The 13,080-nt window shown below is 38.6% G+C and carries 16 protein-coding genes and 1 pseudogene; 7 read left to right on the top strand and 10 right to left on the bottom strand.

Annotated features, from left to right (window positions below):
• Nucleotides 1-79 precede the first annotated feature (79 nt).
• The 7 genes from DNJ77_RS07720 to DNJ77_RS07750 all read right to left on the bottom strand — a co-directional run bounded on the left by DNJ77_RS07720 (nucleotide 80) and on the right by DNJ77_RS07750 (nucleotide 5,994).
• Nucleotides 80-787 (bottom strand): tetratricopeptide repeat protein, encoded by a 708-nt coding sequence (locus DNJ77_RS07720; RefSeq protein WP_116964419.1) that lies wholly within the window; start codon nucleotides 785-787, stop codon nucleotides 80-82.
• Nucleotides 788-800: 13 nt separating this feature from the next.
• The gene (locus tag DNJ77_RS07725; RefSeq protein WP_116964420.1) at nucleotides 801-1,481 is read right to left on the bottom strand and encodes an OmpA family protein; all 681 of its coding nucleotides are present in this window, start codon (nucleotides 1,479-1,481) and stop codon (nucleotides 801-803) included.
• A gap of 60 nt (nucleotides 1,482-1,541) precedes the next feature.
• Nucleotides 1,542-2,861, bottom strand: coding sequence for a Tol-Pal system beta propeller repeat protein TolB (tolB, locus tag DNJ77_RS07730; RefSeq protein ID WP_116964421.1), 1,320 nt, complete (start codon nucleotides 2,859-2,861; stop codon nucleotides 1,542-1,544).
• 3 nt (nucleotides 2,862-2,864) lie between these two features.
• Nucleotides 2,865-3,857 (bottom strand): hypothetical protein, encoded by a 993-nt coding sequence (locus DNJ77_RS07735; protein WP_116964422.1) that lies wholly within the window; start codon nucleotides 3,855-3,857, stop codon nucleotides 2,865-2,867.
• Nucleotides 3,841-4,272, bottom strand: a complete 432-nt coding sequence (gene tolR / locus DNJ77_RS07740; RefSeq protein WP_239986775.1) for a protein TolR — start codon at nucleotides 4,270-4,272, stop codon at nucleotides 3,841-3,843. Before tolR ends, DNJ77_RS07735 begins: the two co-directional genes overlap by 17 nt.
• Nucleotides 4,272-4,967 (bottom strand): protein TolQ, encoded by a 696-nt coding sequence (gene tolQ, locus DNJ77_RS07745; RefSeq protein WP_116964423.1) that lies wholly within the window; start codon nucleotides 4,965-4,967, stop codon nucleotides 4,272-4,274. The genes tolR and tolQ overlap by 1 nt, the downstream gene beginning before the upstream one ends.
• A gap of 241 nt (nucleotides 4,968-5,208) precedes the next feature.
• Entirely contained in the window at nucleotides 5,209-5,994 is a 786-nt protein-coding gene (locus DNJ77_RS07750; RefSeq protein ID WP_116964424.1) for an enoyl-ACP reductase FabI, read from the bottom strand.
• A 288-nt stretch (nucleotides 5,995-6,282) separates the two neighbouring features.
• Between DNJ77_RS07750 and DNJ77_RS07755 the strand changes: the two genes are divergently transcribed.
• From DNJ77_RS07755 to DNJ77_RS07780, 6 genes and pseudogenes are all read left to right on the top strand, one after another.
• A complete protein-coding gene (locus DNJ77_RS07755) occupies nucleotides 6,283-6,912 on the top strand; it encodes an LOG family protein (RefSeq protein ID WP_116964451.1) in 630 nt (209 codons plus the stop codon).
• Between the two features lie 9 nt (nucleotides 6,913-6,921).
• Nucleotides 6,922-7,173 (top strand): hypothetical protein, encoded by a 252-nt coding sequence (locus DNJ77_RS07760; RefSeq protein WP_116964425.1) that lies wholly within the window; start codon nucleotides 6,922-6,924, stop codon nucleotides 7,171-7,173.
• Nucleotides 7,174-7,218: 45 nt separating this feature from the next.
• Nucleotides 7,219-7,848: pseudogene (locus DNJ77_RS07765) on the top strand (DNA-3-methyladenine glycosylase).
• Nucleotides 7,849-8,090: 242 nt separating this feature from the next.
• A complete protein-coding gene (gene sucC, locus DNJ77_RS07770) occupies nucleotides 8,091-9,266 on the top strand; it encodes an ADP-forming succinate--CoA ligase subunit beta (protein ID WP_116964426.1) in 1,176 nt (391 codons plus the stop codon).
• Nucleotides 9,263-10,150: a succinate--CoA ligase subunit alpha gene (sucD, locus tag DNJ77_RS07775; RefSeq protein WP_116964427.1), complete on the top strand. Its 888-nt coding sequence runs from the start codon at nucleotides 9,263-9,265 to the stop codon at nucleotides 10,148-10,150. Before sucC ends, sucD begins: the two co-directional genes overlap by 4 nt.
• A 135-nt stretch (nucleotides 10,151-10,285) precedes the next feature.
• A complete protein-coding gene (locus DNJ77_RS07780) occupies nucleotides 10,286-10,558 on the top strand; it encodes a hypothetical protein (RefSeq protein WP_116964428.1) in 273 nt (90 codons plus the stop codon).
• 62 nt (nucleotides 10,559-10,620) lie between these two features.
• Here DNJ77_RS07780 and DNJ77_RS07785 read toward each other — a convergent pair whose 3' ends face one another.
• Both DNJ77_RS07785 and DNJ77_RS07790 read right to left on the bottom strand, forming a co-directional pair.
• On the bottom strand, nucleotides 10,621-10,971 hold the full coding sequence (locus DNJ77_RS07785; RefSeq protein WP_116964429.1) for an outer membrane protein assembly factor BamE: 351 nt from the start codon (nucleotides 10,969-10,971) through the stop codon (nucleotides 10,621-10,623).
• Between the two features lie 26 nt (nucleotides 10,972-10,997).
• Nucleotides 10,998-11,585 (bottom strand): D-sedoheptulose-7-phosphate isomerase, encoded by a 588-nt coding sequence (locus DNJ77_RS07790; protein WP_116964430.1) that lies wholly within the window; start codon nucleotides 11,583-11,585, stop codon nucleotides 10,998-11,000.
• A gap of 120 nt (nucleotides 11,586-11,705) precedes the next feature.
• On the opposite strand from DNJ77_RS07790, the gene DNJ77_RS07795 reads away from it, so the two are divergent.
• Nucleotides 11,706-12,440, top strand: coding sequence for a hypothetical protein (locus tag DNJ77_RS07795; RefSeq protein WP_157966649.1), 735 nt, complete (start codon nucleotides 11,706-11,708; stop codon nucleotides 12,438-12,440).
• On the opposite strand, the gene DNJ77_RS07800 is transcribed toward DNJ77_RS07795, so the two are convergent.
• Nucleotides 12,437-13,069, bottom strand: a complete 633-nt coding sequence (locus DNJ77_RS07800) for an HAD family hydrolase (RefSeq protein WP_116964432.1) — start codon at nucleotides 13,067-13,069, stop codon at nucleotides 12,437-12,439. The two genes, DNJ77_RS07795 and DNJ77_RS07800, sit on opposite strands and share 4 nt — an antisense overlap.
• Between the last annotated feature and the right edge of the window lie 11 nt (nucleotides 13,070-13,080).

A 13,080-nucleotide genomic window follows, 5' to 3' on the forward strand; every position in this document is an offset into this window, starting at 1 on the left:
GGTTTGCTAAAACAACTCACATAAGGGTTAATTGAATGCGCTTTACAAAGTGAATTAAAATTTGAATATTTCCTTAAATTTATCTAATTTCCTTCAACTGCTCTTGTGCTTTTGCTATCAGATCTGAATGTGGGTATTTTGCAATGATTTCATCAAGGTATTTTTTTGCTATTTTGCTGTTGCCTTTACTTATTTCCAGTAATGCCAAGGCATACGTTGCATCGGCGATTTTAATACTTTTAGGATATCGTGTTACAATCGTTTTGAACTGTTGATAAGCAAAATCTATGTCACCATTGATAAGGTAAATTTGCCCCAACAAATATAAAGATTCTGAATAGTGCTCACCATTGTAATAATCTTTAAGATATTGCTTAAATAAGCCCTCAGCATCTTTATACTTTTTCGCTAGTAGTGCTTTACTTGCTTTGTCAAACGCAGCGTTATCATTTTCTAACCTTAACTCCTTGGGTGAGGGTTTATTGATTTCTTTTTTAAGCGCATTTAACTCTTTTTCAAAAGTCGCAAGCTTGGAATCTATCAACACATTAAGTTGATTGATTTTATAGCTATTGAGCTCAATTTGACCACGTAAGTCATTGAGCTGTTGACGAAAATCTTGATTACTGACCTTATTTTGTTGATTAATCAAATATTGCACTTGATTGCTCAGCTTAGTAGTTTCAAGTTTAAGGTTTGCAACATCCGCATTTAAGTTTGCAAACACTAAACCTGGCGCAAAAACAAGCAACACCCCGCATATGCCTAGCTTTCTTACTTTTGTCATAACTACTTATCCATTAACCGCATTGTTGACCAAATTCAAGCTCGGTGCGGCGATCCAAATAATAAGCATGCTGACGTGCTTTGGCTTTACATGCCACATTTTCAGTAGCTCCACACATTTGTGCATAAAATTGAGAAGGAGCCGCAGCAGGTTGTGATTTACCGTAACTCACCGTGCAAACATCTCCTCCTGTTACACCTTGTTGTAACAAGTATTGACGCACATTATCGGCGCGACGCTGACCAAGGTTTAAGTTATATTTTTCACTTCCGCGTGGATCAGTGTGACCTGCTAAGCGAATCGGTTGATTGTATTTCAATAAATAACTCGCTACTTGATTTAAGCAGCTTTTTGCATCAGCGGTAAGCTCTGTACTATCAAACGCAAAATAGACACGCTGACATGACGACATACTATTTAATGCTGCCATCATTTGTTGTTGCTGTTTAGGGGTATATTGACCAATATTAGCAATTTGACTTTGCAAGTCAGCAATACTTTGACTATCCAAGCTACCAGCTTGACCTAGTGCATTTGTTTCAACGTCAGAATTTGTTGCACTTGTCCCCAAACCACCTTCGGGTCCAACTCCTTCAATCGGAGCCTGCCTCTGTGAAGCGCAACCTGCAACGAATAATATCGATAATAAACTTGCCATTGCCAAAAGATTTTTTTTTGTTTGTTTATTTGCCATTTTTAGTCCTTAATTATTTTTTTACTACCCGTGATTTTTAGAAAATCAGAATACTATAATTTATATCATCTGTGACCATGCAGGAGATTGCACTGCTCCTACGGTATTGGATGGTAAGGTAATTTGCACCTTGCCGTCAATGGATACCATCGCTAGATTCGCCCCTCCCCCTACTTGCCCTTGACTGTAGATAATCATATTGCCATCAGGGGAAACGCTTGGCGAAGAATCCATTTGTCCTTGTGTGAGTACTGTAATTTTTTGAGTCGCTAGATCAACTTTTGCGATTTGAGTACCCGAATTACCATCTTTCTGATACATAAATACAATGTTTTGACCATTTGGCGTATACTGCGGATCAAAAGCTTGATTTGGTCCATAGGTTAAGCGCTCAGATGAAGGGTATTTACTGTTAATATCAGTGATATAAATCTGCGGACTCCCGCCCCGATTAGAAACGAATGCTAACTGCTTGCCTGAGGGTGAAAAGGCAGGTGCGGTATTGATACCATTTAAGGTTAATTTCTTATAAAGCTTATTATTATTCAAATTCATCAAATAAATATTCGTGTTTTCCGAATACCCTTGTGATAAGGCCATAGCTAGTGTATTTCCATCTGGTGAGAACGCAGGTGAGCTATTAATACCCTGATAACTTGCCACTTTTTTGCGTTGCCCAGTGTACACCTCAATCGTATAAATCGCCATATTTCCTCTGCTATAACTTACATAAGCAATAGTTTTGCCATCCTTTGACCAACTGGGTGACATGATCGGTTCTTTTGTTTGACGTAACAATACATGGGGATTAAAACCATCATAATCTGACACAATGAGCTGATATACGGCTTTTTTTGTATCATAAGGATTTTCAACGTCTACATAGACAAGCTTAGAAGTAAAATAACCTTTGCTACCTGTGATTGCTTCATAAATGAAATTACTAATTGTATGGGCAACCGATCGTAGTTGATTACTTTTGATATTGCTAAATTTACGTGCACTTAACACACTGTTACTTAATTTACTGACTAGCTCATAGCTTATATCATAGCTACCACCATTATCTTGAACCTCCCCAATCACAATGTAATCTGCAGACCATTTGGACCAATTGATCTCACTCACACGATTAAGTTTTTGCCGAAAATCCTTTGTTTGTGGCGCCAAACGACCTGAGTTTCTTAAATCATCTGCAATCACGTAAGAAATGCCATCTGGTACTTCAGTATTTTTAGGGTAGGCACCACTAAATGGCATTACTGCCACAGGAATTTGCTGTGAGACGCCTTGGGTAATGTTAATCGTAAGCCTTGCTTGTACTGCTACTGTCGACACAACTAAAAAAATCATTGTCAAAGCTTGGAATAGTTTTTGCATTGTTTATCCTTGTTCACCAAATTGAAAATCAATACCTTCTGATATGAGTTTTTTTGCACCAATATCGTTTGGTAAAGTAGGTGCTTGTACGTTTTTAAATGCTAATAATAATGACCGATCACATTGCATATTACCACTAGAAACGAAAATCGTTGGTGTGCGTCCTGGAATAACCGTCACTGTAGGCAACTGATTTGCACTGATTTTACGGCAATCATCCATTATCCATACGGCTTCAATACGTGCCTTATACGCTTGAGCATAAGTCTGTAGAGCTTTTTGCGTTGCACTTTGTGCGGCTAGTTCAGCGCTTTGGGCATTTAAATCATTTAATGCTGATTGCTGTAAAGCCTTTAATGCCTCTTGCTGACGAACTTTGGCTTGTGCTTGTTGCTCTAATTTGAGCACTTTTTGGCGTTCAAGCTCAGCTGCTTTAGATTGTGCTTCTTGCTTTAGTTTTTGTTCTTTTTCTTTCTGCTCTTTTTGTGCTTTTTCACGTAACACCTGTTGCTTTTTTTCTTCTACTTGAATCTTGAGTTTTTCCTCTTGTGCTTTTTGTTTTGCTTCTTCAGCAAGCCTTAGCTGTTCTTGACGTACGGCTTCTTGTTTTGCTTGAGTCAGCTTTTCTTCCATTTCTTTTATTTTATCCTGGCGTTTGCGCGCTTGAATTTGTTGTTGCTCATAAACTTGTTGCACAGCTTGATAGGCTTTTAACTCTTTATCTAAGTCTTCGCTAGATATCGCTTGAGCTTGCACAATCTCTTTATTTGAGATGTTTACAAGCGGAAGATTAGCAGTTAGGTTTAAGGTTTGTTTATTACTCTGCAATATTGCCTTTAATGCCACCAAACCAATCAGCAAACCAATATGTAATAACACGGAATAAACGAAACTACGACGCTCAAACGTTTTTGTGACACTTACATAGATTAGTTTTATTTGGTCAAATACTGCTTTTTTTGTTGCCTTACGCATATGACTATCGTTGCGAGTCATCGGTTACCAATCCCACACTTGCTACACCCGCTTTTTGCAATAACACCATTGCTTCTACAACCTGTCCATAGCTTGCATTTTTATCGCCTCGCACATACACCTGTTTACCTTTATCTTGAGATAAGGTAGTACTAATAATACTTGTAAGCTGCGCTGCTGTAAGCGCGGTATTCTCATTGTTACGATTTAAGAAATATTGCCCTTGCTGATTGACGGTAACAATCAAGGGCTTTTGATCAGTTGGTGGAATCTTCTGTGCCTGAGCCTGTGGCAAATCGACCTTGACCCCTTGGGTGAGCATTGGTGCAGTGATCATAAAAATAACCAAAAGCACAAGCATCACGTCAATATAAGGAACAACATTAATTTCAACCATCGCCTTACCTGTGGTACGGCGAGAGTGTTTACGACGCATTATAGTGCCTCGCTGATACCTGGTTTATATGCTTCACGATAAAGCAAAGTACAAAGCTCATCTTGAAAATTCTCATATTCCAATAACATTGCATCTACTGCACGCGAATAGCGGTTATAACCCACAACCGCAGGAATCGCAACAAATAAACCCAATGCAGTGGCAATTAAGGCTTCAGCAATATGAGGAGCCACCATTGACAAAGTAGCCTGCTCAACGCCACTTAGCGCGGTAAAGGAAGCCATAATTCCCCACACAGTTCCTAATAATCCAACGTAAGGCGCAATCGAACCAATCGTGCCTAAAAGTGAAATTTGATGTTCAAGCTTTTGGCTTTCTTGCATCATGGCAACACGCATTGAACGCTCAACCCCTTCCAATACAATATCACCATGCAAAGCTGACTGTTTACGTAAACGCATAAACTCACGAAAACCGCAACTAAATAAATACGACATGCCCTGTGCTTTTTGCTTATTATGCTGTAACTGCTGATAGACTTTACTGATGTTACCACTTGACCAAAATTCCTTTACAAATGATTTTGCTTCAAGCCTTGCGCTTTTAATCACATGATAACGTTGGATCATAATCGCCCATGACCAAACTGAACCCACAATTAAAATTAATATAATAAGCTGCACCACAATATCTGCATTTAAAACCAAATGCCAAAAAGATAAATTATTGGACACACAAACCCCGCTATTGCTATTAATACAATGGCTTTATTATATGATGATTACATAAATTACCAAAGCCTATTACGGCGAAATTGCAAAAACACTGTAGGATTGTTTGCTTAATCAAAATCAATAAAATTTAAGTGATCCTCACTGACATTGCATTAAGACAAATGCTTGCTATTCCAAAAGCAAGTAAGTGTTGAGAATGCTAATTGCCATATTTCACTCTTCCTTTCCTTTGAAGCATTAACTAATTAATTGCACCCATACTGACACAATGGTAACCAGCATCGACATGAATCACCTCGCCAGTAATTCCACTTGCTAAGTCAGACGCTAAAAATGCAACTGTGTTTCCAACCTCCAAAATATCAATATTTCTTTTAAGCGGTGCGACTTGTGCATTATAATCCAACATTTTTCTAAAACTTTTGATCCCTGATGCTGCTAACGTTCGAATTGGTCCTGCTGAAACTGCATTAGCACGAATACCTTCTGCACCTAAAGATAGTGCTGTATAGCGAACGGTTGCCTCTAAAGCTGCTTTGGCAACTCCCATTGTGTTATAGCTTGGCATAGCACGCTCGGCACCTAAATAGGTTAAGGTTGTAACGGAGGAGTTTCTACCTTGCATCATTTTACGCCCTGCCTTTGCTAGTGCTGCAAAACTATATGCACTAATATCATGTGAAATCTTAAATCCTTCGCGTGTTACAGCCGATATAAAATCTCCTTCTAACTGATCAGCAGGTGCATATGCGACCGAATGAACGATTCCATCCAAACCCTCCCAGTTTTGTCCTAAAATTGTGAAGACATTTTCAATTTGCTCATCACTTGTCACATCACATTCAATCAGTGCAGCAGGATGATAATGCTCCGTGAGCTTTTCAATACGCTCTTTGAAACGTTCATTTTGATAAGTAAACGCAAGTTCAGCACCTTCACGGTGCATCGCTTCTGCCACACCATAAGCAATCGATTTATTGCTTAGTAACCCAACGATTAGAACCTTTTTGTCTTTTAAAAAACCCATTGATTTTCCTTAATTTTTAATTAACAAACCGATACACCTATTTATTATGCAATAATTTATCATTTGCTGCAGCAACTAACATAGCATGAATGCTAGATTGTGTTACCATACCCACTGACTTACTCCATAGTAATTGTGAATCATCTAAAAGCAAAAACAACAGAAACTAAAAGAAAGAAAATGAATAAAACACGAAAAACATTACACCCACGTGCGCATACTGAGGCCACGACTTATGGTAACGTTCACTTTGATCAATCGCGAGCCACATGGAATATTTTTAAAGTCATGTCAGAACTTGTTGAGGGATATGAACGCTTAGATGACATACAACCTGCTGTTAGCATCTTTGGTTCTGCGCGCTTGCCTAGCTCTTCCAAGCATTTTCGCGATGCTGAGGAAATTGCACGCAGGCTCTCAGACAAAGGTTTTAGTATTATTACTGGCGGCGGACACGGGATTATGGCTGCTGGTAATATCGGTGCCTCAAGGGGGGAAGGAGTAAGCATAGGTTTAAACATTCAATTACCGTTTGAACAAATTCCGAACCAACATCAAGACATCTCACTTCATTATCGCTATTTCTTCACACGCAAAGCAATGTTTGTTAAACATTCAATGGCCTACATTAGCATGCCTGGTGGTTTTGGCACACTTGATGAGCTCTTTGATATTGCAACGCTCGTGCAAACCAAGAAAAAACGCCATATGCCAATTATTCTATTTAACACTCGTTTTTGGAAAGGATTATTGGACTGGGTAAATACTAAGCTTATTGAGGAAGGCGTGATTGGCGAAAACGATCCCAATCTTTTGCTTACAACAGACTCAATAGATGAGGTTGTTGATATTATCAGCAAACATCACGAAGAAAACCAAAACAAAAAAGTTGATAAAAAAGCAGAATTTATTTTTTAAGGAGTATTAATGGATTACCTCCATCAAGCAATCACGAATCTTTTTCAGAATATTTACTATTTGATTGCAGCCTTTACTGTTATTGTCCATCTTGTTTGTACACTTGCAGTGATTCGTGATTTGAATAATTTCACAAAGCATAACGTTACCCCACAAATGCTGCCTAATTTTGCATGGGTGATTACCGTATTAATCAGTGGCATTTGGGGATTATTTATCTACTGGATAATGCATCATTCGAGTTTATGCAGACGCTCGTAGCCATATGTGAAACAGATTTTAATATATACAAACCAAGATGAATAAATGCAAAAATTGGATAAAACGTTTTTTGATAAAGATGCCATTACATTGGCAAAGAGATTGTTGGGGAAAGTAATCTACCGTTATCATCAAGGTATATGGCTTAAAGCACAAATCATTGAAACTGAAAGCTATGAACTAGAAGATAAAGCAAGTCATGCCTGATTGGGTTATACAGAAAAGCGTAAAGCCTTGTTCATGCCGGCTGGTACGATCTATATGTACTATGCCAGAGGTGGAGATTCATTTAATATATCGGCAGCAGGTAAAGGTAATACCGTGTTAATAAAATCGGCTGTGGCTTTTTTGGATGACAGAGAAGATACTTCGGTTATGTTGCAATGTATGCTTAAACTAAATCCATTAAGAGGTGGTAAACCACGTCAAACTAAGCGTTTATTATCTGGTCAAACCCTGTTGTGTAAGGCTTTGAACCTGAAAGTGTGCGACTGGGATCAACAACAATTCAATGATGTTTTTTATATCGTTGACGTTGGTTACACACCTAATGAGATCATTCAAACTACGCGCTTAGGGATTCCCAAGCATCGAGATCCAGATTTACCCTATCGTTTTATTGACAAGGCTTATGCGCATTTGTCTACCAAAAATCCGTTGACGGTTAAAAAATAAATGTATTCCATCTCAAAAACTCTTTTTACTCTTCGTCAATTGCTTTAAATTTGGATACGCTTAAAAGCCAGTTCGAAATAGGAAAATTATTATTGATTTGGAGACCATAAAAAAACTTTGCCAATTGCTGCTTAACCCCAAATCGATTATAAGGTATACTTGCCCATGTTTTGCCCTTTGTGTGAATAAACGCGCAAAAATATTGTTAAACAAACCATAATAGTAAAAATAGTGAGAAAGATATGAATTTACATGAGTATCAAGCAAAACAGCTTTTTGCTGAATATGGCTTACCCGTTTCTAAGGGTTATGCGGTAGAAAGTGTTGAAGAAGCGTTGGTTGCTGTTGATAAAATTGGTGGTGATACTTGGGTGGTTAAAGCACAGGTTCATGCTGGTGGTCGTGGTAAGGCAGGTGGTGTGAAGCTTGTTTCTAACAAAGAAGATGTTGCAAACTTTGTAAAACGCATGATGAGAACTCGCCTTGTTACTTTTCAAACTGATGAAAAAGGTCAACCCGTCAGCAAGGTTCTTATCGAAAGTTGCACCGATATCGCCAAAGAATTATATCTAAGTGCCGTGGTTGATCGTGGTACACGTCGCATTATTTTTATGGCTTCAACTGAAGGCGGCGTTGAGATTGAAGAAGTTGCTGCTCACGCACCTCATAAAATTTTCAAAGAGATCGTCGATCCGCTTGTCGGTGCACAACCATATCAAGGTCGCAAGCTTGCATTTAAGCTTGGTCTTGACGGCAATCAAATCAAGCAGTTTGTTAAGATTTTTTTAGGTCTTGCCAAGATGTTCCAAGAAAGAGATTTAGAGCTTTTAGAAATTAACCCACTTGTTATTACAAATGAAGCTAACCTTCATTGTTTAGATGCAAAAGTATCGGTTGATAACAATGCCTTATATCGCCAACCGCAATTAGCGGAATGGCGCGATCTGTCTCAAGAAGATGAGCGTGAAGCGCGTGCAGCTGCATGGGAGCTTAACTATGTGGCACTAGATGGTGACATCGGTTGCATGGTTAATGGTGCGGGCTTGGCGATGGCAACAATGGATATTGTTAAACTTCATGGTGGACGTCCTGCTAACTTCTTAGATGTTGGCGGGGGTGCAACCAAAGAACGTGTAGCTGAGGCATTTAAAATCATCCTGTCTGATTCAGCAGTTAAAGGTGTTTTTGTTAATATTTTCGGTGGGATTGTTCGTTGTGACATGATCGCAGAAGGCATTATAGCTGCTGTTGAAGAAGTAGGGGTAAAAGTACCTGTGGTTGTCCGTTTGGCAGGAACAAACGCACAGCTAGGTGCAAAAAAATTAAAAGAAAGTGGCTTGAATATCATTGCAGCTACAGGTTTTACAGATGGTGCGAAGAAAATCATCGAAGCAGTTAAAGAGGTAACTCACGTATGAGCGTATTAGTTAATAAAAACACAAAAGTTATTTGCCAAGGCTTCACAGGTAAGCAAGGTACTTTCCATTCTGATCAAGCAATTGCTTATGGGACAAAAATGGTGGGCGGTGTAACTCCAGGTAAAGGTGGAACAATCCATCTAGGTTTGCCAGTATTTAACACCGTACAAGAAGCTGTTGACGTAGTGCAACCAGATGCAACTGTTATTTATGTGCCAGCGCCTTTCTGTAAGGATTCTATCATAGAAGCTGCAGATGCAGGCATTAAACTTATCGTTTGTATTACAGAAGGCATTCCAGTTATGGATATGCTTAAAACAAAAGTCTACCTAGAACGCTCAGGGTCACGTTTAATCGGTCCAAATTGTCCTGGTGTGATCACACCAGGTGAATGTAAAATTGGTATTATGCCAGGCAATATTCATAAGCCAGGTAAAGTGGGGATTGTTTCTCGCTCCGGCACATTGACTTATGAAGCCGTAAATCAAACTACCGCGCTTGGTTTTGGTCAGTCAACTTGTATCGGAATAGGTGGTGACCCTATCCCTGGTACAAACTTTATTGATGCGCTAGCAATGTTCCAAAACGATCCACAAACTGAAGCAATTATCATGGTTGGTGAAATCGGTGGTTCAGCAGAAGAAGAAGCAGCTGAATATATCAAGCACCATGTTACCAAGCCTGTGGTATCTTATATTGCAGGTGTTACTGCTCCTGCTGGTAAACGTATGGGGCATGCTGGTGCGATTATCTCTGGTGGTAAAGGTACAGCCGCTGAGAAATTTGCTGCATTAGAGGCAGCAGGTGTTGCAGTGAGTAAATCGCCAGCTGAAATGGGTAAAATTCTGCAACAAGTAACTGGCTGGACAGTTGAAACGGTTTAAATATTTAGTTGAAGGAAGTCTCGAAAAGTCTTGCTGTCAAACAACAGCAAGACTTTTTTATTTGAGCCCTAAATACTCTAAGCAACTTTGCAACAAACTTTAAAAGAATCCACCTAAAAGATAGGGGGAATAAAAATGGAAAAAATTCGAATTTTTGCTGTTTATTTTGTTTATTACACCGTAATTGGAGCGTTAAGTGCATGGATTCCGCTTACTTGGTTTGGTCTATACTTTGGATTACCTTCTATTTTGATTGCGGCAATTGTTTTATCAGTTTTACGAATATTTGAACTAGGTTCAACGTGTGCATCATTACGATTGGTTTTTTCAGTTAACAGGTTTTCGATTGCGGTATTAGTGTTATTCGTTGTTGATTGCTTATATACGATTTGGGTTATTTATATATGATTTGGGTTCTTTACAACACCTTTAGTTATTTATGAATTTTTATAACAAACTGGTAAAAACCGTTAGTTACTCACATAAATAGTTCCAGGAGGGGAATAATCACCACTGACGCTAATCAATTTATTGTCTTTAAAAGTCAAAATAAGTTGTTTGTCATTGCGTGGTGCATCATACGATTGTTGGTAACTATAAATATAATTCCATTGATTTTGGTCAAATGGATCAATAATATCAGGTGAGCCCAAGATGTATTTGATCTGTTCGGGTGTCATACCTGGCTTGATCTGCTGCATTACATTTTGTGGCAAGATCTTTCCTTGTTGTATTGGTGGGGTATAAGGACTGAAAATACTACACCCCGAAAACGCCAAGACGCTTAGTAAACAAACTGAAATAAGTAATCTATTTTGCATCGTTTAATCTATCTATTTATGTTTTTTTATACTCCAAAAAGTCCGCGATCAAGGGTATCACATAGGCAGTTAATAACGATTAGCTGTCCTTCGTGAATACAAGTCGTCTTATCGGAGGGGATGCGAATTTCAACATCACTGGGCTGATACATGTGGCGTAGTTTACCACCATCTTTGCCGGTTAAGCTAATGATATGCATATTTTTTTCATGTGCAATCTTAATTGCTTCAATAATGTTTTCCGCGTTGCCACTCGTAGTAATACATAGCAAAACGTCTTCAGCCTGCCCTAGTGCACTGATTTGCTGAGCAAAAATCGACTTGTAAGCTTGATCATTGGCAATGGCACTTAAAACTGTGCTATTAGACGCAAGTGAAATTGCAGGCAGTGCAGGGCGCTCCATCAAAAAACGGTGGATCAGCTGAGTGCTAAAGTAGTTAGCTAAAGCCGCTGTGCCACCATTGCCACAGGTAAGGACTTTTTTTCCATTTACAATGGTTGAAACCAGCATTTGACCTGCATGTGCAATAGCGTCAGCTAGACTATCGGCAATTAGGATGCTGGTTTGAATTGAATGACTAAAATGATCTTTGACACGTTCAGATAAATCCATGCTAAATTCCTGCTATCTAAGGATTGCTATAAACTATAGATTTGATTAATCTGCCACAATAAAATTTTTAGGTCAAATGGCTTTGCAGGAATTATTGATATGAGAAATAGAGGTGCAATTATGAATACACTTAATGTTGCATGGAATTTGTACCGCTCTACATTGAAAGTATGCTTCATATTTGCGCTTGTCAGTGCGGTTATTGCTGAATATTTTAAGCTTTATGCACTAAACGCTGGCGTTGGAGAAATTATCCATGCTTATATGCAAAGTGGGCAAATCCCAGCCACACTACCTGATGCCGAAGTATTAGCACTGTTGGGTTTAAGTTCGATGTTTATCACAATGTGTGTTTATGGATTGTTGATTTGTATTGGAGGAGAGTATTTTAAAGAAGGTGTCATAAAACCTGAGCTTATGAAAAATGCCTTTGCAATATTTAGAAAGCGTTTCGGTTTGTTTTTGCTTGTTTGCATTTTAAATGGATTTCTGTGGTTTTTAGCTAGCTTTTTAAGCATATTTGGATTTTGGTTGGTAACGAGCTTCACGCTTATATTATTACCCACTGTTTTACTCGGTAATGTCGGTGTGTGGATGAGCTTTCGTGAAAATTTTCGCTTGCTAGGTAGCAACGTATTATATGCGCTGCAATTGGGATTTATTATAGTTGCCATATTGCTAATTAAATACGTAGTTTATGCGCTATTTGCTGCAATTGGCGATGGCGTTAGTTTTGGTATTAATCATGTCGTAATTATCTTTATTGATGCTTTTAGCTTAGCGTTCATCGTCATGGTGATGGTGGCAGCATTTTATGAGTTAAATGCGAAAGATGATTTGCCAATAGAAAATTAAGGGTAAATCGTCCGCATATCCGTGACCATCATATTGGCTTTAACGGCATTAATTAATCCTGGTTTACCATCCTCAAAAACATGACACTTATCACATTCAACACCAAGCCTGTCAGCTATTAAAGTAAAGGCTTCAGGGTATTCTTTGGTAGGGTGGTCATCATCTGCGGTAATAATGAACTCGAATAAATTTTTTATGTTTAGTGTATCAAGCGTTTTAAGAACGTTTTGACATGATCCTCCTGAAATGACAACCATTGGTAGTTTACCGTGGTACCTTTTTATAAGATCAACTATTGGAGTGATTGGAATGACTTTGTTGATACTTTGTTCAGCAAGGCTCTCTTTTTCATGCGCAAGTTTATGTAGATCAAAACGTGTTTGATCTATGTGTGAGGTGAGCTTTTTTAAGATTTGTAACGTCGGAATGCCATTATAGTGGGTAAGCTCATCCGTACTTAAATTAAATTGGTGCCGTTTGGCAATAGTATGCCATGCTTCGTTATGAATAATCATGCTATCGGCAATGGTGCCATCGCAGTCAAAAATAAGTGCTTGAGTTTTGGGATGGATGTAGATCATGGTATTTCTCACAGATTTTGATAAATTTTGCTGTACCATTATTGACATAATTATCAAGC

It is taken from the genome of Fastidiosibacter lacustris, from assembly GCF_003428155.1.
Classification (GTDB): Bacteria; Pseudomonadota; Gammaproteobacteria; order Francisellales; family Francisellaceae; genus Caedibacter; species Caedibacter lacustris.